At 61.5% G+C, this 18,397-nt stretch carries 21 protein-coding genes and 2 pseudogenes; 7 read left to right on the forward strand and 16 right to left on the reverse strand.

Going from position 1 to position 18,397, the window contains the following annotated elements; all coding sequences use genetic code 11:
* Window positions 1–11: 11 nt before the first annotated feature.
* The 5 genes from HFO99_RS04735 to HFO99_RS04755 form a co-directional block, all read right to left on the reverse strand.
* The gene (locus HFO99_RS04735) at window positions 12–725 is read right to left on the reverse strand and encodes a cytochrome c oxidase subunit 3 (protein WP_222359627.1); all 714 of its coding nucleotides are present in this window, start codon (window positions 723–725) and stop codon (window positions 12–14) included.
* Complete coding sequence (gene ctaD, locus HFO99_RS04740; protein WP_222359629.1) at window positions 722–2,491, reverse strand: cytochrome c oxidase subunit I; 1,770 nt, start codon at window positions 2,489–2,491, stop codon at window positions 722–724. The genes HFO99_RS04735 and ctaD overlap by 4 nt, the downstream gene beginning before the upstream one ends.
* Before the next feature lie 57 nt (window positions 2,492–2,548).
* Window positions 2,549–3,367 (reverse strand): cytochrome c oxidase subunit II, encoded by an 819-nt coding sequence (locus tag HFO99_RS04745; protein WP_222359632.1) that lies wholly within the window; start codon window positions 3,365–3,367, stop codon window positions 2,549–2,551.
* Between the two features lie 162 nt (window positions 3,368–3,529).
* Window positions 3,530–3,919, reverse strand: coding sequence for a cytochrome c family protein (locus HFO99_RS04750; protein WP_315860468.1), 390 nt, complete (start codon window positions 3,917–3,919; stop codon window positions 3,530–3,532).
* 198 nt (window positions 3,920–4,117) lie between these two features.
* On the reverse strand, window positions 4,118–5,041 hold the full coding sequence (locus HFO99_RS04755; protein ID WP_222359636.1) for an MYG1 family protein: 924 nt from the start codon (window positions 5,039–5,041) through the stop codon (window positions 4,118–4,120).
* 225 nt (window positions 5,042–5,266) lie between these two features.
* Between HFO99_RS04755 and HFO99_RS04760 the strand changes: the two genes are divergently transcribed.
* Window positions 5,267–5,764 carry an HIT family protein gene (locus HFO99_RS04760; RefSeq protein WP_222359638.1) on the forward strand — a complete coding sequence of 166 codons (498 nt, stop codon included), beginning with the start codon at window positions 5,267–5,269 and terminating at the stop codon, window positions 5,762–5,764.
* Here the strand turns inward: HFO99_RS04760 and HFO99_RS04765 are convergent.
* From HFO99_RS04765 to HFO99_RS04790, 6 genes and pseudogenes are all read right to left on the reverse strand, one after another.
* A pseudogene (locus tag HFO99_RS04765) lies at window positions 5,761–6,076 on the reverse strand (hypothetical protein); the annotation flags it as partial. The gene HFO99_RS04760 and the pseudogene HFO99_RS04765 sit on opposite strands and share 4 nt — an antisense overlap.
* A gap of 34 nt (window positions 6,077–6,110) precedes the next feature.
* Entirely contained in the window at window positions 6,111–7,391 is a 1,281-nt protein-coding gene (gene blh, locus HFO99_RS04770) for a bifunctional sulfur transferase/dioxygenase Blh (RefSeq protein ID WP_222359640.1), read from the reverse strand.
* 180 nt (window positions 7,392–7,571) lie between these two features.
* Window positions 7,572–7,787, reverse strand: a pseudogene (locus tag HFO99_RS04775) (DsrE family protein); the annotation flags it as partial.
* Complete coding sequence (locus HFO99_RS04780; RefSeq protein ID WP_222359642.1) at window positions 7,763–8,245, reverse strand: cupin domain-containing protein; 483 nt, start codon at window positions 8,243–8,245, stop codon at window positions 7,763–7,765. The gene HFO99_RS04780 and the pseudogene HFO99_RS04775, both read right to left, overlap by 25 nt.
* Window positions 8,246–8,286: 41 nt before the next feature.
* Entirely contained in the window at window positions 8,287–8,667 is a 381-nt protein-coding gene (locus tag HFO99_RS04785) for a VOC family protein (protein WP_222359644.1), read from the reverse strand.
* Window positions 8,668–8,915: 248 nt separating this feature from the next.
* Window positions 8,916–9,179 (reverse strand): DUF1127 domain-containing protein, encoded by a 264-nt coding sequence (locus HFO99_RS04790; protein WP_222359646.1) that lies wholly within the window; start codon window positions 9,177–9,179, stop codon window positions 8,916–8,918.
* A 176-nt stretch (window positions 9,180–9,355) separates the two neighbouring features.
* Between HFO99_RS04790 and HFO99_RS33290 the strand changes: the two genes are divergently transcribed.
* The 5 genes from HFO99_RS33290 (at window position 9,356) to HFO99_RS04805 (ending at window position 13,176) form a co-directional block, all read left to right on the forward strand.
* The gene (locus HFO99_RS33290) at window positions 9,356–10,204 is read left to right on the forward strand and encodes a BTAD domain-containing putative transcriptional regulator (RefSeq protein WP_315860469.1); all 849 of its coding nucleotides are present in this window, start codon (window positions 9,356–9,358) and stop codon (window positions 10,202–10,204) included.
* Window positions 10,186–10,689 (forward strand): hypothetical protein, encoded by a 504-nt coding sequence (locus HFO99_RS33295; protein ID WP_261322996.1) that lies wholly within the window; start codon window positions 10,186–10,188, stop codon window positions 10,687–10,689. Before HFO99_RS33290 ends, HFO99_RS33295 begins: the two co-directional genes overlap by 19 nt.
* Window positions 10,686–11,366 (forward strand): tetratricopeptide repeat protein, encoded by a 681-nt coding sequence (locus tag HFO99_RS33300; RefSeq protein ID WP_261322998.1) that lies wholly within the window; start codon window positions 10,686–10,688, stop codon window positions 11,364–11,366. Before HFO99_RS33295 ends, HFO99_RS33300 begins: the two co-directional genes overlap by 4 nt.
* A gap of 111 nt (window positions 11,367–11,477) precedes the next feature.
* On the forward strand, window positions 11,478–12,014 hold the full coding sequence (locus HFO99_RS04800) for an ATP-binding protein (protein ID WP_222359648.1): 537 nt from the start codon (window positions 11,478–11,480) through the stop codon (window positions 12,012–12,014).
* A 175-nt stretch (window positions 12,015–12,189) separates the two neighbouring features.
* A complete protein-coding gene (locus HFO99_RS04805; RefSeq protein ID WP_222359650.1) occupies window positions 12,190–13,176 on the forward strand; it encodes an aldo/keto reductase in 987 nt (328 codons plus the stop codon).
* Between the two features lie 200 nt (window positions 13,177–13,376).
* On the opposite strand, the gene HFO99_RS04810 is transcribed toward HFO99_RS04805, so the two are convergent.
* Window positions 13,377–13,811, reverse strand: coding sequence for a hypothetical protein (locus tag HFO99_RS04810; protein ID WP_222359652.1), 435 nt, complete (start codon window positions 13,809–13,811; stop codon window positions 13,377–13,379).
* 547 nt (window positions 13,812–14,358) lie between these two features.
* Between HFO99_RS04810 and ftsZ the strand changes: the two genes are divergently transcribed.
* Window positions 14,359–15,378 (forward strand): cell division protein FtsZ, encoded by a 1,020-nt coding sequence (gene ftsZ, locus HFO99_RS04815; RefSeq protein ID WP_017964879.1) that lies wholly within the window; start codon window positions 14,359–14,361, stop codon window positions 15,376–15,378.
* Between the two features lie 104 nt (window positions 15,379–15,482).
* Here the strand turns inward: ftsZ and HFO99_RS04820 are convergent, their stop codons facing one another.
* The 4 genes from HFO99_RS04820 to HFO99_RS04830 all read right to left on the reverse strand — a co-directional run bounded on the left by HFO99_RS04820 (window position 15,483) and on the right by HFO99_RS04830 (window position 18,229).
* Window positions 15,483–15,761 carry a hypothetical protein gene (locus HFO99_RS04820; protein WP_222359654.1) on the reverse strand — a complete coding sequence of 93 codons (279 nt, stop codon included), beginning with the start codon at window positions 15,759–15,761 and terminating at the stop codon, window positions 15,483–15,485.
* Between the two features lie 328 nt (window positions 15,762–16,089).
* Window positions 16,090–17,631 (reverse strand): Ig-like domain-containing protein, encoded by a 1,542-nt coding sequence (locus tag HFO99_RS04825; protein WP_222359656.1) that lies wholly within the window; start codon window positions 17,629–17,631, stop codon window positions 16,090–16,092.
* 251 nt (window positions 17,632–17,882) lie between these two features.
* Window positions 17,883–18,005: a hypothetical protein gene (locus tag HFO99_RS33305; protein WP_261322999.1), complete on the reverse strand. Its 123-nt coding sequence runs from the start codon at window positions 18,003–18,005 to the stop codon at window positions 17,883–17,885.
* Window positions 18,006–18,046: 41 nt separating this feature from the next.
* The gene (locus HFO99_RS04830) at window positions 18,047–18,229 is read right to left on the reverse strand and encodes a hypothetical protein (protein WP_222309841.1); all 183 of its coding nucleotides are present in this window, start codon (window positions 18,227–18,229) and stop codon (window positions 18,047–18,049) included.
* Window positions 18,230–18,397: the final 168 nt, after the last annotated feature.

An 18,397-nucleotide genomic window follows, 5' to 3' on the forward strand; every position in this document is an offset into this window, starting at 1 on the left:
CTGCGAAGCTCCTAATTCAGAAGGGTGCGGCAGAGATCGATGAAATCATTCGCCCAGCCGGCAAAGAGCGCGAACAGCAACAGCCAGACGGCGAGCATGAAATGCGAATAGATGGCGGAGAGATCGACGCTGAGGCGCAGCCTGTCCGGCGCGACATCCGTTGAAAATGCCCTGCCCGTCGTGTGCGCGAGCACGGCAAGCCCGCCGAGGATATGCAGGCCGTGCAGGCCGGTCAGCATATAGAAGAAGCTGTTGGCGGGGTTATCGGCCAGCACGTAGCCGGCCGCTGTCAACTCCCGCCATGCCTGGATCTGGCCGACGAGAAAGAAGACAGCAAGGGCCAGTCCTGCAACAAGCGCCGGCCGCAGGCTTTCCATGCGGCCATGCCCCGCTTCTCGTCTCGCCCATTGCAGCGCCGCACTGCTCAAGGCCAGTGCTGCGGTATTAACCCAGAGCAGCCGCGGAACTGGCATGCCCCACCAGTCGGCCGATGCCATGCGCATGAAATAGGCGCTGACGGCGAGGCTGAAGACGGCGCCGACGACACTGAGAAACACGAAGAGGCCGATCTTCACCGGCGGCAATTGTCGCTGCTCAGTGCCGTCATGCTCCGGCAGCTGTACAGAGCCGGTTTCGAGCCAGGGCTTCGAGGTCAACCGCTGCCCGGAAAGCCACCAGATGATGATGGCGGCGATGGCTGCCAGGAAGACCAGGATGACGTTCATGCCGGAACCTCCCGGGTGACGCCATCGCTTGCCGGCACATTCTGCGGAATGAAATCCTCAGCCGCCCCCGGTACGCTGTAGTCATAGGCCCAGCGGTAGACGACGGGCAGGTCCTTGCCCCAGTTGCCGTGCGCGGGCGGCGTCTGCGGCGTCTGCCATTCGAGCGTCGTTGCCCTCCATGGATTGCCGCCGGACTCCCTGCCCCGGAAAAGGCTCCAGACCAGATTGAACAGGAACACCATCTGCCCGGCCCCGACGACGAGCGCCATGACGGTGATGAAGATATTCAAAGTATGGGCCGAAGGCGGAACGAAGGCCGTCTCTCCCATCTCGAAGTAGCGGCGCGGCACCCCGAGCAGGCCGAGATAATGCATTGGGAAGAAGATTGCATAGGTGCCGAGGAAGGTGATCCAGAAGTGGATCTGGCCGAGCACCTCGTCCAGCATGCGTCCCGTCACCTTCGGATACCAGTGATAGATCGCCCCGAAGATGACGAGGATCGGCGCCACCCCCATGACCATGTGGAAATGCGCGACGACGAACATCGTATCCGACAGTGGCACGTCGACGACGACGTTGCCGAGGAAGAGGCCGGTCAGGCCGCCATTGACGAAGGTGACGATGAAGGCGAGCGCAAAGAGCATGGGCAGCGTCAGGTGGATGTCGCCGCGCCACAGCGTCAGCACCCAGTTATAGACCTTGATGGCCGTCGGTACCGCGATGATCAGCGTCGTGGTGGCGAAGAAGAAGCCGAAGGCCGGGTTCATGCCGCTGACATACATGTGGTGCGCCCAGACGACGAAGCTCAGCGCACCGATGATGACGATCGCCCAGACCATCATGCGGTAGCCGAAGATGTTCTTGCGCGCATGCGTGCTGATCAGGTCCGAAACGATGCCGAAGGCAGGAAGTGCTACAATATAGACCTCGGGATGGCCGAAGAACCAGAACAGGTGCTGGAAGAGGATCGGGCTGCCGCCGCCATGCTGCAGCTGCGTGCCCATCTCGACGATGGCGGGCATGAAGAAGCTGGTGCCGAGCACGCGGTCGAACAGCATCATGACGCAGGCGACAAAGAGTGCCGGAAAGGCAAGCAGCGCCATCACGGTGGCGGTGAAGATGCCCCAGACGGTGAGCGGCATGCGCATCAGCGTCATGCCGCGCGCCCGCCCCTGCAGCACCGTCACCACATAGTTCAGCCCGCCCATGGTGAAGCCGATGATGAAGACGATCAGCGAGGAGAGCATCAAGAGGATGCCCCAGTCCTTGCCGCCGGGCGTGCCTGACAGAACCGATTGCGGCGGATAAAGCGTCCAGCCGGCCCCTGTCGGGCCGCCGGGGGCGAAGAAGCCGGCAACGAGGATCAGCACCGCAAGCAGATAGATCCAGTAGCTCAGCATGTTGGCGTAGGGGAACACCATGTCGCGGGCGCCGACCATCAGCGGAATGAGGTAATTGCCGAAGCCGCCGAGGAAGAGCGCGGTCAGGAGATAGATCACCATGATCATGCCGTGCATGGTGATGAACTGGTAATAGTGATCGGCATCGATGAAGGAGAGAGCGCCGGGAAAGGCGAGCTGAATCCGCATCAGCCAGGAAAGCACCAGCGCCACCAAGCCGATCGAGATGGCGGTAATCGAATATTGCACGGCGATGATTTTCGCATCCTGGCTGAACACATATTTCGTCCACCAGCTATGTGGATGATAGAGCTCGACATCCTCGACTTCAGCGGATGGGATGCTGCCGGATGGAATCTCGACCATGATCTCTCTTCCCTTCCCGCCGGTTCCTTTAACCGGCACGCGGCCGTCCTGGCCGGTTCAGTTTGCCGGCGGCGGCTCTCCCGATGACGCCGTCAACTGGGTGAATGTCTGCTGCTGCCCGAGCCAGGTCTGGTAGTCCGCATCCTCGTCGACGACGACGGTGCCGCGCATTTGAGGATGGCCGACGCCGCAGAGTTCGGCGCAGAGAATCTCGAAGGTCCCTGTCCGCGTCGGCGTGAACCAGAAATAGGTGATCATGCCGGGGATCATGTCCATCTTGGCGCGGAACTCCGGCACGTAGAAATCATGGAGCACATCGACCGAACGCAGCAAGATGTGCACCGGCTTACCGATCGGCAGATGCAGCTCGCCGCCCTCGATGATGACGTCGTCAAGGCCGCTTGCATCATTCTTGTCGAGACCGAGCGGATTTTCGGGGGTGACGTCGCGCGTCTCGGCCCGGCCGAGCTTTCCGTTGGCTCCGGGCAGCCGGAAGCTCCACTGCCATTGTTGGCTGACGACCTCGACCGATGCGGCATCGGCAGGCACCGTGATGAACTGGTTCCACACGATCAGGCCGGGCGCCAGCATCGCCGCAACGCCGACCGCCGTTCCCCCTCCCAGCAGCAGTTCCAGCCTGCGGTTCTCGGGTTCATAATGCGCCCGGTTGCCTGGCTTGTGCCGGAAGCGGAAGACGCAATAGGCCATGAACGAAACCACCGCCACGAAGACGATGCCGGTGATCCAGAAGGTGATGACGAGGGTGCTGTCGATATAGGTCCAGTTGGACGCGATCGGCGTCCACCACCACGGGCTCAGCACATGGAACAGCACGGAGCCGACGACAATCAGGACGAGGATCAGCACGACAGCCATGTCCGCTCCTCCTCGAGCAGTGACCCGTGAAACCGCATTCCGTAAAAAGTTCGTCTTTATTATCGCACAGATAGAAAATATCGGCAATTACGGCAATTTAGGCACGCGCCACCGGCCGCGACCCGTCATTTGGAGTAAAGCCCCCAGTTGGAATATCGCCTGTCATTTTGAGTATTGCTTCAGATAGGCGATGAGATCGGTGATCTCCTGATCGTCCTTCAGGCCGACGAAGGCCATCTTGGTGCCCTTCACCTTCGCTTTAGGATTGTGCAGATACTCGCGTAGCGTCGCCTCGTCCCAGACGAGACCGCCGTCTCCGGCCGCCTTCATTGCGGCCGAATAAGCGAAGTTCGGATGCGTTCCGGCCTTCCGGCCGAACAGCCCGTTCAGCGACGGGCCAACCTTGTTCGTATCGGAATCAGCGATATGACAGGTCGCGCATTTCTTGAAAACGGCAGCACCCGCCGTCACGTCGCCCTCCTGTGCCCCGGCGCTACCAGGGAAAAGGGCAATAACGGATGCGGCGATCAGCAGAACAACACGGTAATCCACGGCAAACCTCATCCTCCCAAAGGTCGCCAGCCACTCGCACCCTTTACAATCATTCGCGTGCGGGTAGTGGTTCTATCCTTAAAGCTTAGTCCTTCGCGGGTGCAAGTCAATCCGTTCCGGTGGGCCACATGGACGCAATCTGATGTCGGCGGATCCGGCGCAGATGATGCAGGCCCCGCGCCACCTCAATTGCCGCGACTATGCCCTGATCGAAAGCGTCTCCTTTACCGCCAACTCGGCCATGGAAAGCGCGGCTTCGCGGGTTCTGGCGGCGGCAATGAAGCGGCCGTTGTGGCAGAAGCTCGCGCCCTCTATGCCGCAAACCGCCTCCAGTGCGCCATTGGTGAGCCCGGCCCAGGTCGCCGGAAGGTCGGCCCGGAGTTCGAAGCCCTCGTCGCCGCGGCGAATGCCGGTCACGCACCAGTCCTTTTCGCGCGGATGAACGACGAACAGCAGGTGATCGGCGCCCGCCTTGACGATGGCGGGACGGAAGGGCATCCCCCTCGGCAATTCCAGAACACGCCCCTCTCCCGCCGCCTCGATTGCCCGATGCACGATCGCCTCGGCCCGCAATTTTGCGGCACTCTGGGCGATCCTGGCCTCGACGAAACTGCGGGCAATGGCAAGGGCCGCGTGGAAGGCGCGATCGTCGGCCTCAGGGGCCGTCTCGTCGAAAACCGGTTTCAGGGTCTCCAGCAGCGCCGGCAGCGTCAGCGCGGCCAGCGGCCCCGACGGGCTAAACGCGCCATTGTCGGTCAGATCGATCGGCAGCACGAAGCTGGCGTCGAAAGAGCCATGCATCGCTTCCACATGTGCTTCGGGAAGGCTGGAGGCTGCCAGATAATCACGGCCATAATGCTTCCAGATCAGGCCGAACGAGCTGTAGGGCTGGCCATCGTCGCGTAGCGGCGCGGCGCGCTGGTGGTGATCGAATATCCCGGCAGCAGGATCATAGGTTCCGCCGACATCATAAATGATCCGGTCTTCGCCCGGCGTGATCCACTCCGGCGCCCGGCTGCGGACTATACGCGCCTGCGGGAAAAGGCGGGTCAAGATGACGCTCGACAGCAATTCGTCGGCATGAAAGCCACCGGAATGGGTGACGAGGAAATCGGGGATCATGAAAGCTATGCGCCTTGTCGTTCGCGGACGATCCGCTTGCAGGTCGGCTTGAGATAACCGTTGCCGGCTGCCATCTCAACCCATACCTTAAATCGGTGTCGATTTAAGAATAAAATGATACAGCAATCCAATGTGTTACAGCGTCCTTTCGCACATCGCCAAAATACCAGACTCTAGCTGAATTCATCGAAGCCCCTGAAGGGTGCTCAGGATAAGAGGCAGTCCGTGGAAATCCCTCAGCACTTTCACGTTGTCGAGACGGCAGGATGGCTTGTGAACCACCGCATGAACTCCGCCCTTCCCGGTTACCTCATGATCAGTTCCAAGACCGATACCAACGATCTGTCGGATTTGCCTGAAGATGCGTTGGCCGAATTCGGCCCATTACTCGCAAGGGCTCAGAGTACGCTGAAACGGCAATTGAATGCGCAGCGCGTCTATATCGGCCGGTATGGACATGCGCCCGGTTATCCGATCCATTTCCATGTGATCACGATATATGACTGGGTGGAGGAGTTGTTCTGGAAGGACGCGCGATATCGTCTGCTGGAGAATTTCGCAGAGGGACCGGAGGAAACCGCAACGGATGGCGCAGAACTGACGCTGTTTGTCTGGCGGGAGTTCTGTGAACGCGCAGAGCCGCCACCAGTCAGAGGACCATCGGTCTCAGAGGCTATTAAGTTGCTGCGCGAGGCAATGCGGTTTCCGGCACCTCAAGCCTAAGACAACACCGGTCCCGGCTGTCTTGCGACGAGCGCACGGCCGGCTGCCGCGCCGGCATGCAGCAGATGAGCCCAATCGCCGCGAGAGAATTGATCAATCAGCCACGACCGCTGCCGAAAACGCGCCCTTACCTGATGGAAGCACCGCCGTTGCGGCAAACAGCACGCCTTCATAGGCAACGAACCCGGCCATGAAGGCGCCGACCATCGTGACGGTAAGATCGGTCGAGAGACGAAGTACTAGGAGCGCTGCGGCCAGACATGCAAATGCCGCGATACCGATTGCCAGACCCCAGGCATAGCTAGCGAGGGTCATGACGGCGGCCATTTCCTCGCCGCCACGCCCCTCACAACGCATCCAGCGGTATCTTCAGATACCGCCTGCCATTCCCCTCCGGCTCCGGCAATCTCCCGCCTTGGATATTCACCTGCAGCGCGTGCAGCATCAGCTTCGGCTTGGGCAGCGTGCGGTCGCGCGCCTGGCGCAGCGTCACGAAGCCGGGCTCGTCAACACCCGCGATATGAAGATTGGCGCGCTTCTGCGCCGCCACCGTGCTTTCCCACCGCGGGTGCCGGCCGCCGGGCTGATAGTCGTGGCCGGAAAAGAGACGGGTCTCCTCGGGCAGCGACAGGATGGACTGGATCGAGTGCCAGAGGGCGGCAGCACTGCCGCCCGGGAAATCCGTGCGCGCCGTGCCGGAATCCGGCGTGAACACCGTGTCGTGCACGAAGGCGGCGTCACCGATCAGATAGGTGATTGAGGCGAGTGTGTGCCCGGGCGAAAACATCACGCGGGCTTTAAGCGCACCGATCTCGAACGTGTCGCCATCGGCAAACAGCCGGTCCCATTGCGAGCCGTCGGTTTCAAGCGCCGGCCAGTTGTAGATCTCCTTCCAGAGCTTCTGCACATCGGTGACATGTGCGCCGATCGCCGTCGGCGCGCCGGTCTTCTCATGCAGATAATGCGCTGCGGAGAAATGATCGGCATGCGGATGCGTGTCGAGGATCCACGCGACCGTCAGCCCTTCGCTTTCGATATGAGCAAGGATGGCGTCGGCATTCACCGTCCCCGTCGCTCCCGACATCTCGTCGAAATCGAGCACCGGGTCGATGATGGCACAGTGTTTCGTCGCCGGGTCGGAAACGACATATTGCACACTGCAGGTGCGGGGCTCGAAGAAAGCCTTCACATGAGCCGCCTGCCCTGACCGCTTTTCCAGCCAGCGGCGCGCGCCGGTAAGATCGAAGCCGAGGTTTTGACCGAAGGCCTCGATATCCCCGCGCCTCATCCGCCCGTCCAGCACCTCGCCCAGCGCATAGAGCGTCAGCGCCCGCGTGCCGCTCTTGCAATGGGCGACGACCGGTCCCTTCGCCTGCGTCACGGCCGCCTGGAAGGCGCGGATATCGGCCTCGGTGATCTCGGTCCCCTTCACCGGCACGAAGCTGTAGGCGAGGCCGGCGGCAGCGGCGGACACCTTTTCCGCCGTATTGCCCGGCTGCCCCGGCTCCTCGCCATCCGGTCGGGCATTGATGACGGCGGCAAAGCCATCAGCCGCGAAGGCGGCAAAACCTGCAGCGTCGGGCTGCCCCGCCACCGATATCAGCTCATTGACCCTCACGGATGTCATCGAAGCCCCCGCGCTGCCCGCATCAGGCATTATCGCATGTATATCGATACAATCTCACAAGTATCTTGCCGAGCGCAAGAATAGGCGCTTTGCGCTTCCCTCGCGCTTGTCGTCCGCCCGGAAAACTGACGATGCCGGCGAGAGACGCCGCCCAAACTCCCGCCCGGCTCAGCTCCCCGATCAGAACGACAGCGTTGCAGCACCTTCCTTGATCTCGGCATGCATGGCACCGACGATGACGACGCCGTCGAGCAAGTCTTCCTTCTTGTAACCGCGGGAGGTCACGCAGGGCGGGCAGGCCCAGATCGTGCCACCGCGCTGCTGAAAATTCTCGATCAGGCTCGACAGCGGATCGAGCGGCGGCACATGCGTCATGCGCTGGCCGCTCCTGTCAATCCGAGCGCCAGCGTGATGTCGTTGATGATCCCCAGTCGCGCTTCGATCACCGCGATTTTCTCAGGCGTATCGGCACCAAAAGCCTCGATATCGATGAACAATTGCTCGCAGCCGCCGGGCGTGACCGTGCCGAACATCTGGCCGGGTTCGTCGCCTATGTTTCGCCAGCTGTGTTGTACATGCGGCGGCAGAACGACGACGGTTCCCACAGGCGCGTCGAACGCTTCGTCGCCGCATTGGAATCGATAGAGACCGCGAACGACCCGAAAGACTTCCATCTCCCGGGTATGCGTGTGCGGGGCCGGACCATGACCCGGCGGCGTGAAGGTTTCCCACATCCCGAACGCGCCGCCGGTCTCGGCGGCCGTGGCATGGATGACGATCATCGCGCCAAAGGGCGTCCTCGCCACGCGCTCCTGGCCAGGCAAAGAGACAACGGCGTTCCTGAAGCTCGACATATCCCTCCCCTCGATTGCAATCTTTGGGCGGAGCCTGCGCCTCACCCCTGCGGCGCCGGCTCATTGAGCATCGCTTCGATATTGTATCCGTCGGGATCGAGAACGAAGCAGGCATAATAGTTCTCTTCATATTCCGGCCGCGGGCCGGGCGCGCCATTATCCCTCGCGCCGGCTTCGAGCGCGGCGCGATAAAACGCCTCGATCTCCGCCCTGCTTCGGACCCGGAAGGCAACGTGCACACGCGTCAGGGGCGGCTTGTCGTCGGTGTGCTGGATCTCGAACAGGCTGCCGCCAACATCGAAGGCCCAGAACACGTTATCCTTCCCGAAAGAGAGGCGATAACCCAGAGGCTCGAAAGCGCGTTCGTAGAACAATTTGCTCTTCTCAAGGTCACTCGCTGCAATGGTGATATGATCGATCATGCCGTGCCGTCCCTATCGTTCCAGCGTCCGGTCATAATTGATGTTCCTTCCGTATTTTTCCAGCGGCCAGACCGATCGGCGTTGCCGGACAGCAAAAAGCCCCGCCAATGATTGACGGGGCTGTGCTTGCTGAAAATCAGTCGGCATGACGTCCTCGGAGGCATCAATAGTCTGCCAATCGCGAACCTTGCGCCTTGGATCTCGCCTTGTCGACCAGCAGCGCCACGTCCGCACCGTCACTTTTTTGATCACCGCATCGACATCAACTCCGTCATCAGACCTGCTTTGATTTCGAGCACGGGTCGATTGTCCTGGGGGTGACCGATGTCATCCCGGGGATAACCGATGTCCCTCAACTGATCGGGCGTCAACTCTGTCAGTGCCTTCCGTCTAACCACGGCCCGCCGCCACGCCCGCAGGGCGGTGACGACGGTTGCCAGACTGTTCGGCCCGAACCCAAACACCTGTCTTTCCGGCGCGCTGATGCCGGCATGAGTTTCCGTGTGAGCCATTTTCAGTCTCCCATCTGTGAGATTTGCAAGTGGGAGCCTGCCACGCGGGTGTTTTCGCGCTGTTCGGCTCAGCGTGAACGGCCGGGAAAACGTCGACAAGCCGCCGCTAAATCGGTGTTAAAACTCTTTGCCGAAATGCTATTCTGCGGCGGCAGTCGAAATCTGGGGGACGATCTGTGCGCATCAGGTTGCTGGGTGGCCTCGAAGTGACTTCGCCGGAGCACCGGCAGGTTCGCTTCACCACGCGCAAGACGTCGCTTCTCTTTGCTGCTCTCGTGCTTGGAGGCCGCCGCGGCCATCGCAGGGAACTGCTTTCCGAAGCCTTTTGGCCGGGACGAAGCAGTGAGCAGGCCCGCAATAGTCTGCGCCAGGCACTGGTCGATATCCGGCGATCGTTTCCGGCCGGCGGCGATGCCACCGTCTACATTGACGGGGATCAGGAGACCGTCGCGCTGATAGCAGGTCCTGAAGAAACCGACATTTCGATCTTCGACCGTAAACTGGAGGCAGGCCGGACGGCCGATCTCGCCGTTGCCGCCGATCTCTACCGCGGCGAGGTGCTGTCAGGCGAGGCCATTCCGGACGAATTGGACGAGTGGTTCAGCCCCTATCGGAGCACATATCAACGCAAGGCGCTGCAACTGGTGGAGCGGCTGAGCCACGCGCTTTCCGAGCAGGGCACCGCGGAAGAATCGACCTGCGAAGGGTTGGCCGAACGGCTGCTCGCCATGGACCCGACCATGGAGGCCGCCCATCGGGCGCTGATGCGGATCCACGCTCTCAGGGGTCACGAGAACGCGGCCCTGCGTCAGTACGAAGCCTGTCGGGCGTTCTTGAGGAAGCACCTTCAGGCAGAACCCGAGGCAGAGACCTCCTCCTTGGCCGCTTCGCTGCAATCTCGGCAGGGGTCGGAACATCGGCGGACAGCGCGTGGCGTCGACGTCCCCTCACAGCCGCAGGTCTTCGCGGCCCCGACGAACATCACGATCGGCCATCGGTTGCGGTGTTGCCGTTCCAGAATTTGAGCGGCGACGCGGAGCAGGAATATTTTGCCGACGGCATCGTCGAGGACGTCACCATCGCGCTTGCTCAATTCCGCCACCTCTATGTCATCGCACGGAATTCGAGCTTCACCTACAAAGGTCAGGCGGTCGACATAAAGCAGGTCGGGCGCGAGCTTGATGTTCGCTATGTGGTCGAAGGAAGCGTGCGTCGCACGGGTGACCGCCTGCGCATTGCCGGCCAGCTCATCGACACGTCGACGGGTGCACACCTCTGGGCCGATCGTTTTGACGGAACGCTGGCGAATGTTTTCGACCTTCAGGATCAGGTCGCCTCGAGCATCGTCGGCGCCATAACGCCGAAAGTGGAGGAGGCCGAGATCGAGCGTGCCAAACGCAAGCCGACCGAGAGCCTCGACGCCTACGACTACTATCTCCGCGGCCTGGCGGCCTCCGACCGGACGGTCACCAACAGATCGACATCGATGAGGCCCTGCGGCTTTTCATGAAGGCGATCGAGCGTGACCCGGAGTTTGCCATAGCCTATGCACGGGCAGCGCGGTGCTACGCCACACGAAAGAGCAACGGCTGGATGCTCAATCCCGCAGACGAGACGTCCGAAGCGACCAGTCTGGCGAGGAGAGCCGTCGAACTCGGCTGGGACGATGCGGTTGCGCTCACCTACGGCGGATATGTCATCGGTTATGTCGGCGGTGACCTCGACGACAGTGCGGCCTGCATCGATCGCGCCCTCTTCCTCAACCCGAACCTGGCGGCTGCACTCGGCGTCAGCAGCTGGGTGAAGGCTTGCCTCGGCGAGCCCGATAAGGCCGTCGAACACGCAGCCCTTGCCATGCGCCTCAGCCCTTTGGATCCGCGCTTGTTTGCTTGGCAGTTCAACACCGGGCTCGCGCATTTTTGCGTCGGTCACTATGAAGACGCTGCCGCTTGGGCAGGAAAATCGCTACGGCACCAGCCGAACTACCCGAGCGCCATGCGCGTGATGGCAGCGAGCCTGGCCATGGCCGGGCGGCTTGCGCAAGCCCGGGAAACGATCGCTCGCCTGTGCCTGATGGATCCCGCCCTCCGGCTTTCCAATCTCGCAGACGTGCTGCCACCATTCCGGCGGCCAGACGATCGCAGCCGATATATCGAGGCTCTCAGGATGGCGGGGCTACCGGAGTAGCTGCCGCTTCAGCGGCTTCTTCTTCGGAACGAAGCGGGTCATGCCGGGCTATTGCCGACCCCCTATCGGCCAATTGCGAAACGATGCCGCTTCGTGCGAAATTGCCATGCTATGAACCACACGGGCGAAGTTCTCATTCTCACCGGGCCGCCGGGCTCGGGAAAAACCACGACGGCCGAGGCGCTCGCCAGCGAGCCCGGCTCGCCGAAGGTCCATCTTCATTCCGACGACTTCTGGCATTTCATCAAGAACGGCGTGATCCCGCCCTATCTGCCGGAAGCTCATGAACAGAATATCGTTGTCGTCGACGTGTTGACGAAGGCGGCGGCAGGCTATGCCGGCGGCGGCTACTTCGTCGTCGTGGATGGCATCGTCGGGCCGTGGTTCCTGGAACCGTTCCGGAAAACCGCGGCACCCCTCCACTACGTGGTTCTGCGTCCGCCGCTCGATGTCGCTATCCGGCGCTGCCGGGAGCGTGGCGGCAACACGCTGACCGACCTCGGCCCTATTGCAGAGCTCCATCGACAGTTTTCATCGCTGGGTGCGTTTGAGCGACATGTTCTGTCGACGGATGGGCAAGACAGGAAAGAGACGCTGGGCGCCGTTATCGAAGCCGTGCAAAGCGGAGCCTTCCGGCTGGCGTCATGACGCCAAGCCATCGGCCTCTAGCGCAAACGCGCCCTCGCCCGCCCTTTGCAGTTCGCTGCTTCCCAGTTCGCCGGGCGACATTCATGAATCCAACTCATAAGCCCATGCCGATATCACCGGCTAATCAATACCAGCCTTTGCCCTTAGGTTGCGATCAACCTGAGGAGGACATCAGATGATCAAGCGCAAGCTCGGCCAAAGAGGCCCTGACGTATCGGCGATCGGTTTCGGCTGCATGGGGCTGAACTACCACCGCGGGCCGGCGATGGAGCGTGGCGATGCCATTGCGCTCTTACGCGCGGCCCACGACCGCGGCGTAACCTTCTTCGATACGGCCGAGGCCTACGGGCCGTTCACCAACGAGGAACTCGTCGGCGAGGCGTTGGCGCCGATCCGTGATGAGGTGGTGATCGCGACGAAATTCGGCTTCAAAGATGGCCGGCCGGAAGTCGGCCTGGATAGCCGGCCAGAACGCATCCGTGTGGTCGTCGAAGAAGCCCTCCGGCGGCTTCGCACCGATCGCATCGATATCTTCTACCAACATCGGGTCGACCCTGCCGTGCCGATCGAAGAGGTGGCAGGCACGGTGAAGGATCTGATTGGCGCCGGAAAAGTGCTGCATTTCGGCCTCTCCGAAGCAGGCGCCGAAGCCATCCGCCGCGCCCATGCGGTCCAACCGGTCACCGTCCTGCAAAGCGAATATTCGCTCTGGTGGCGCAACCCGGAAAAGGAAATCCTGCCCGTCGTCGAAGAGCTCGGCATCGGCTTCGTGTCCTATAGCCCGCTCGGCCGCGGGTTTCTGGCCGGCAAGATGGACGAGAACACTAGTTTCGACGGCGGCAACGACCACCGCAAGACCAATCCGCGCCTCTCGGCCGAAAACCGCAAGGCAAACCAGCCGGTGGTCGATGCGATCGAGGCGATGGCCGCTCGCAGAAACGCGACCGCAGCCCAGATCGCCATCGCCTGGCTTATGGCGGGCAAGCCTTGGATTGTTCCCATTCCCGGCACCACCAAGCTGCACCGGCTGGAAGAGAATATCGCCGCCGCCGACATCACCTTCACATCGGAAGAACTGGCCGAGATCGACGCGGTCTTCTCAGGCATCGAGATCCACGGCGACCGCTACTCCACAACGTCGGCAGCCCGCGTCACGCGGTGAGCCAACGCCCCTCAGTCGCCGACCGTAAATCCTCATGACGAGGAATCGACCAATTCGGGTGGCTGCATCATTCCCTAAGGTTTACAGGGCGGCGTTTAACTTCGACGGCGGTGTCACGGCCCCGAGAAACGCGCAAAACCGCCCGCGAGAAAACGCGGGCGGTTGCATCATCGTGTTGCACCCGCCTCAAGCGCGGATGATCAGTCCTGCCCCTGCAGGCGGTCCATCACCTGGAGCAGCAGATCGGCGCAGGCCTTCATCGGTTCGTCCTCGGCGCACTTCAGATCGATCCGGGTGTTCCCATCCTCGATCCGGAAATGGGCTGCCTTGGACGGCGGCGGAGGCAGCGGGCGATGACCACGGAAGCCCCCGTCGCCACGGAACCCCATGTCGCCTCTCCGACCATGCCAGCGGTAATCGGGGCGATCTCCCGGTCTTGCATCCGGCTCGCCCATCATCCGCTCGTCGTCATCAGAGGAAGACGGAGACGGAGACGGAGACGGCGAAGGCGGCGGTGACGCCGGATCGCCCGCCACAGGCGGCTTCCCGGCGGATGGCGGAGCGGGCGGCTGTTGGGCAAAAGCGGTGCCGGCGATTGCGGCAAGGGCAAGGCCTGATAGCAGAAGTCGTTGCATGAAAAGCGTTCCTTTCGGAGTTATAGGGCGTGTCTGTAAACACCGCAGCGCGGCTTTGGTTCACGCCCGTCACGGCCTGTGATCGAATTCTGCAAATCGTCTGTGCGGGGGACCTTTCGGCGGACGCAGCGCTTCGGTTCGTCCATCCTAACGAACGAGGTAGCTCGCATGCACAAAGCCGTCGTCGAAGCGTCCCTGGGCGGTGACGACCGCGAGCACGATAACGCGCTGATGTCGCCGCAGCCCTCTTTTCCGTGCGAGTGGAAACGCCGCCGCCCGCTCCAACACGTGCATGACCGAGGCGACGCTCGACGATCCCGAATTGCCGCGCGAGCCCATCGCGGAAAGATCACCCTCGAAGACCGCAGCGCGCTTCGGTGAGCGGCGGTCACCGAAGCATTCCTGTCGAAAAGGCCGTCATGTGAAAAGGTGGCCGCCCTCGAGACGTCTTTCGCCTCGCCTCTGCCTTGTTGCTCGCGTATCCTGACGCACGATTCGCCGTCCGCAAACGAGGGTGGGCATGAACGAAGCATCAAAGGAGAGCGCGATGTCGGACGCCAAGAGCGGCATTTCTGGACTACGGCCGCATATTACAGTCATCGGCGTCGGCGGCGGTGGTGGCAATGCGATCAACAATATGATCGCGGAAAAGCTGGCAGGCGTCGAATTCGTCGCCGCAAACACGGATGCTCAGGTGCTGGCCACCTCCAAGGCGACGCGCCGCATCCAGCTTGGCGCGAATGTGACGGAGGGTCTCGGCGCCGGTTCGCTGCCTGAGGTCGGCCATGCGGCTGCCGAAGAGTCGCTCGATGAGATCATGGATCACCTGGCCGGCTCGCACATGTGCTTCGTCACCGCCGGCATGGGCGGTGGAACGGGCACGGGTGCTGCACCTGTCATCGCCCGCGCTGCGCGTGCCGCCGGCATCCTGACGGTCGGCGTCGTCACCAAGCCCTTTACCTTCGAAGGCAACCGCCGCATGCGGATGGCGGAAATCGGCATCGAGGCGCTTCGCCAGGCGGCCGATACGGTCATCGTCATTCCCAATCAGAACCTCTTCCGCATCGCTGATGCAAAAACGACATTCGCAGATGCCTTCATGACGGCCGACCGCGTGCTCTATGCCGGCGTCGGCTGCATCACCGATCTGATCGTCAAGGAAGGCTTGATCAACCTCGATTTTGCCGACGTGAAGTCGGTCATGTCAGGCATGGGCCGTGCCATGATGGGCACCGGCGAAGCCTCCGGTGAGAGCCGCGCGATGAAGGCGGCGGAAGCAGCAATCGCCAACCCGCTTCTCGACGATATCTCAATGCGGGGCGCCAGGGGTGTGCTGATCTCAATTTCCGGCGGTTCGGATATGACGCTGTTCGAAGTGGACGAGGCGGCTAGCCGCATTCGCGACGAAGTGCAGGAAGACGCCGATATCGTCGTCGGGGCGATCTTCGACCGCAGCCTCGACGGCAAGTTCCGCGTCTCGGTGGTGGCGACCGGCCTCGAAGGCAGCCCGCTGCCTGCATCCGCGCCTCACGCCGCCGAACAGATCCAGACGCGCACGCTGCAGTAAGCGCAGCGGCGCGCCATATCCGAGCACGACAGCCTGCCGCGTCTTTTCAGACGCGCGGCGCTGTTCATGCATCAATGTCATGCGCTCCGGGGGAATCGCCGCGATCACCAGTCGTTGATCGTCGGAAGGTGCGTTTCGACCTCTACGCGGCGCTTGTCATCCAGCGGCTCAATGTGCTTCTGCCAGAAGGCTTCGGCCTCCGGCGTGTCATCCTCCCAGTGGCGGATTTTAACGATATTGTCATCGATCTTGGCCAGCCGTTTGCCGCCGAGCCGCAGGTATTCGTCCGCCAGTTCTTTCGATCGGGTCGTTTGCATGTCGTGTTCCTCCATAGGCGAACCGAAAGGCCCATCGTCATTACCGGGTTGGCCGGCAATCGGCATCCCCGTTATCTGCGCTTCCGCGCCTTCCAGTTAAACAGTACGGTGGGATCATGGTTCCAAATCATCGGCCGAAACCGGTCCACGCGGCCGGCTGAAGGCGTCGGCCGCCATCCATGTTCCACAGGGCTCGCCGCTCTTGCTGCCGGGGCAGCCGGAGACGCCTCGTCCTCGCATCGTGCTTTCCGAAAATCGATCCCGATTTTCGCGCCGATGCGCTAGAACAGGATGATTTTAGGCCGGGTCGGCCCAAAATCTGAATCCTGTTCTACATTATATAGTTAGAGCATGACGTCGTCCGAAAACCGCTCACACTTTTCGGCATCATGCTCTAAACGAACAGGACGTCCGAGATATTGTGCACCACGGAGATTTCGTCGATCCCGGTGTTGGTGATGTAGAGATTATCCGCCGCTGAGTCATAGACCACGTTGGTGATCAAGTCGTCTCCCGGTATGGCAATGTTGACGTCAACCGTTGTCTTGACTCCGGTTTCGAAGTCGAAGGCCGTGCCGATATGCTCGCTGCTGGAGGAATCGCCGAAGAAGAAGGTGCCGTCGACGGCAAAGCCGTAGCCGAGCCCGCCGGCGGCGAAGGTCTTGGATTCGATCGGGCTCAGCGTTTCGGGATCGATTTTGGAGACCTGCCAGGTGGAATCATTGATGCGGCCGACGACGTAAATGCCGGTCGAATCCTGCATCGTATTGACGGCCGTGAATCCACCCCAGTCGAACGTACCCGCCCCATTCTCGCCGATAAGGCCCGGGATTGGGTCGCCCCGCTGATCGGACGATCCGTCCGCGGCATCCCACTTTGCGAGATAGGTCTGATCGGGGAAAGGATCCTCCTGGCCTCTCGCCTCGTTGGTTCGGCCGATGATCTCGCCGCCGCGGACCGAAAAATAGGTTCCGCCGATGTCATATTCGCCCTTGTCATAGTCGCCAAAAGAGATGGCGCCGCTGGCATGGTCGGCTTCAAATGCCGCGGCGTTGTCGTAAATGCTCACCATGGGACCATCTGGGAAACCATGGCCGGAGCTGACGTAATACTTGCCCGTTAGCGGATCGATTGCGACCCCCTGGAGTTCGTAATGGTCCAGGAAGGGGCGCACGACATCCGCCTGGGCCTCGACATGATGGGTATTCAACGACTTCCCGTCCGTCACGCCGTCGACGGTCAGGGTGATCACGCCGGCATCCGCGTGACCGGCGCCGTCGGAGACCTTGTAATATTGGAGTTTCTCCGTGACATGCTCGCCATCATCGAGGCCCGCCTTGACGGCCGGATTGAGATCGTAGGTGAAGCTTCCATCGCCTGCGAAATGGAAGGTGCCGAATTCACCCGCCACGTCGGTCGTCTGCCCTTGCCCCTGACCGGCAGGAATGCTCGTGCCCTCGACCGAACGCAGGAAGAGCGTGCCCGCCTCTCCCGCGTGATCATTGGCGAGCACGTTGCGGGCCATCTCGCTTCCTTCGCGGAAGGAGAAGGCGTCGTCGACCGCGACCGGTGGGCTCGTGACCCCGTGAATGTCGAGGTTGAAATGGTCGACATCGGTATTGCCGGCGCCGTCGGAAATCTTATAGCCGATCGTCTCCGTCAGCGTCATCCCGTCAACGAAGCCCGCCTTGGCGGCCTCGTTCAGCGTATAGGTGTAAGAGCCGTCGGCCTTGACGTGGAACGTGCCGTATTCACCCTCGATATCGGTGACCTGCCCGGCCGTCTTGGCAAGAACTCGCTCGCCATCGAAGGAGTTGAGAAACATGTTGCCGGAGGCCCCGGCCAGATCATTATCCAGCAGATTGCCAGAGATCACGTCATTCTCGGAAGCGCTGCTGACATCATCGACCGCCACAGGTTTTGCAAGCTCTGTCATGGATATCTCCTTCAAGATCCATTCGCCTTGGTCTATCGGGAGGAAAGCAGCTGAGATCGGGCAGGTCAACTATTTTTCTAGCAGGAGTGGTATTTTAGTCTTTCACAGCCTTATCACGTTTGGAGGGCTTCGTCCTGGCTCTAACCTTTAGCATGAAGGACGGCGGAAGATGCCACGTCAACGCTGAAGACACCGAGGCGCCGAAGCCGAAGGCTGCCGGCGCTTGTGAGATATGATGGACGCACACGCCGCTACTGGGTCGGAGCAGACTGGACGGCCGGCGCGTTCGAGGGCGCCTCGCCGGGATGGGCAAACAGCAGATATCCGAGCGCCAGGAGAATGGCGACGACGAAAATGACGAGCACGAAAATCATCATCCCGCTGCGTGCAGGTTTACCGGCATCAGGCAAACCAATCACCCCTTCTTGTCGTCTTTGACTCTGACGCCCGGTTTGCCGATGGGCATGACGCGGTCCTTGTCAAAGACGCTCGGCGCCATGCCTTGCTGCTCACTCGATTCTCGGATCGGCGGCTTACGGCCAGGGTGTCTGTCTGGCGTCCCGGCCATCTTGTCCGACCTCTGCTCTCTGTCTTCCATGATGTCCTCCTATATGCTTGAAACGCTTTCGCCTGAAAGAAATCGCCGATCAACGGTCGTTGATGGTCGGAAGGCGCCCTTCGGTCTCCCTCCGGGCTCGCCTTCGCCATAAATGTTCCGCACGGTCCGCCGCTCTTACGACCGGGACAGCAGGGAGTTCCCGGATCG

The sequence above is a fragment of the Rhizobium leguminosarum genome (assembly GCF_019798305.1).
GTDB lineage: Bacteria > Pseudomonadota > Alphaproteobacteria > Rhizobiales > Rhizobiaceae > Rhizobium > Rhizobium leguminosarum_U.

Bases quoted from the DNA above. Each gene is read 5' to 3' on its own strand.
- HFO99_RS04800 (WP_222359648.1), top strand. From the start codon at position 11,478: ATGAACCACACGGGCGAAGTTCTCATTCTCACCGGGCCGCCGGGCTCG.
- HFO99_RS04820 (WP_222359654.1), bottom strand. From the start codon at position 15,761: ATGCCGATTGCCGGCCAACCCGGTAATGACGATGGGCCTTTCGGTTCG.
- HFO99_RS04805 (WP_222359650.1), top strand. From the start codon at position 12,190: ATGATCAAGCGCAAGCTCGGCCAAAGAGGCCCTGACGTATCGGCGATC.
- HFO99_RS04755 (WP_222359636.1), bottom strand. From the start codon at position 5,041: ATGATCCCCGATTTCCTCGTCACCCATTCCGGTGGCTTTCATGCCGAC.
- HFO99_RS04830 (WP_222309841.1), bottom strand. From the start codon at position 18,229: ATGGAAGACAGAGAGCAGAGGTCGGACAAGATGGCCGGGACGCCAGAC.
- ctaD (WP_222359629.1), bottom strand. From the start codon at position 2,491: ATGGTCGAGATTCCATCCGGCAGCATCCCATCCGCTGAAGTCGAGGAT.
- HFO99_RS33305 (WP_261322999.1), bottom strand. From the start codon at position 18,005: ATGATTTTCGTGCTCGTCATTTTCGTCGTCGCCATTCTCCTGGCGCTC.
- HFO99_RS04745 (WP_222359632.1), bottom strand. From the start codon at position 3,367: ATGGCTGTCGTGCTGATCCTCGTCCTGATTGTCGTCGGCTCCGTGCTG.
- HFO99_RS04790 (WP_222359646.1), bottom strand. From the start codon at position 9,179: ATGGCTCACACGGAAACTCATGCCGGCATCAGCGCGCCGGAAAGACAG.
- HFO99_RS04780 (WP_222359642.1), bottom strand. From the start codon at position 8,245: ATGTCGAGCTTCAGGAACGCCGTTGTCTCTTTGCCTGGCCAGGAGCGC.
- HFO99_RS04735 (WP_222359627.1), bottom strand. From the start codon at position 725: ATGAACGTCATCCTGGTCTTCCTGGCAGCCATCGCCGCCATCATCATC.
- HFO99_RS33300 (WP_261322998.1), top strand. From the start codon at position 10,686: ATGAAGGCGATCGAGCGTGACCCGGAGTTTGCCATAGCCTATGCACGG.
- HFO99_RS04825 (WP_222359656.1), bottom strand. From the start codon at position 17,631: ATGACAGAGCTTGCAAAACCTGTGGCGGTCGATGATGTCAGCAGCGCT.
- HFO99_RS04810 (WP_222359652.1), bottom strand. From the start codon at position 13,811: ATGCAACGACTTCTGCTATCAGGCCTTGCCCTTGCCGCAATCGCCGGC.
- HFO99_RS04785 (WP_222359644.1), bottom strand. From the start codon at position 8,667: ATGATCGATCATATCACCATTGCAGCGAGTGACCTTGAGAAGAGCAAA.
- blh (WP_222359640.1), bottom strand. From the start codon at position 7,391: ATGACATCCGTGAGGGTCAATGAGCTGATATCGGTGGCGGGGCAGCCC.
- ftsZ (WP_017964879.1), top strand. From the start codon at position 14,359: ATGTCGGACGCCAAGAGCGGCATTTCTGGACTACGGCCGCATATTACA.